Annotated in this window: 1 pseudogene; it reads left to right on the top strand. The window is 50.4% G+C overall.

The annotated features are described in order from the left end of the window. A pseudogene (locus tag RMX89_RS30835) lies at positions 1–441 on the top strand (hypothetical protein); the annotation flags it as partial. Positions 442–701 lie beyond the last annotated feature (260 nt).

Genomic DNA, 701 nt, shown 5'->3' with positions numbered 1-701 from the left:
CAATTAAAGGCGGCGTTAGGAGTTCCAGCCAAGGAGCCAAATCCAGGCGATCGCAGTCAACGCCCACCCAGACCTGATTTTGCAGCAGCAGCAACCAGATTAGGAGTTACAGAAGCCCAATTAAAGGCGGCGTTAGGAGTTCCAGCCAAGGAGCCAAATCCAGGCGATCGCAATCAACGTCCACCCAGACCTGATTTTGCAGCAGCAGCAACCAAATTAGGAGTTACAGAAGCCCAGTTAAAGGCGGCGTTAGGAGTTCCAGCCAATCCACCAAATCCAGGCGATCGCAGTCAACGTCCACCCAGACCTGATTTTAAAGCCGCAGCAGCAAAGCTGGGTGTCACAGAACAACAGTTGATCGACGCACTAGGTGTTCCACCTCATCCTCCTGGCGATGGTGGAGCCTCTCCCCAAGGAAACCGTCCTAATCAACCAAAATAGTAAATAGACCACGCGGTAGGGGCGCAAGGGCTTGCGCATAGGTGTCAACTTAACGCTAAACCCGCTTGGTGAGAACGTTTTGTCCTCTCCCCTCCGTGAGCTACCGTGTACACACAAGTCTTTTAGAGTTGTTGCGTAACGTAGGGAAGATTAATTTTTGCAGGTCAATGCATTAAAGGTGCAGGTCAATGCATTAAAGGTGCAGGTCAGTGCATTAAAGTTGCAGGTCAATGCATTAAAGGTGCAGGTCAATGCATTAA

This window comes from Nostoc sp. DedSLP04, from assembly GCF_034530775.1.
Taxonomy (GTDB): domain Bacteria; phylum Cyanobacteriota; class Cyanobacteriia; order Cyanobacteriales; family Nostocaceae; genus Nostoc.
Note: the sequence above shows the minus strand (reverse complement) of the source record. Positions and strands in the feature narration are given on the sequence as shown.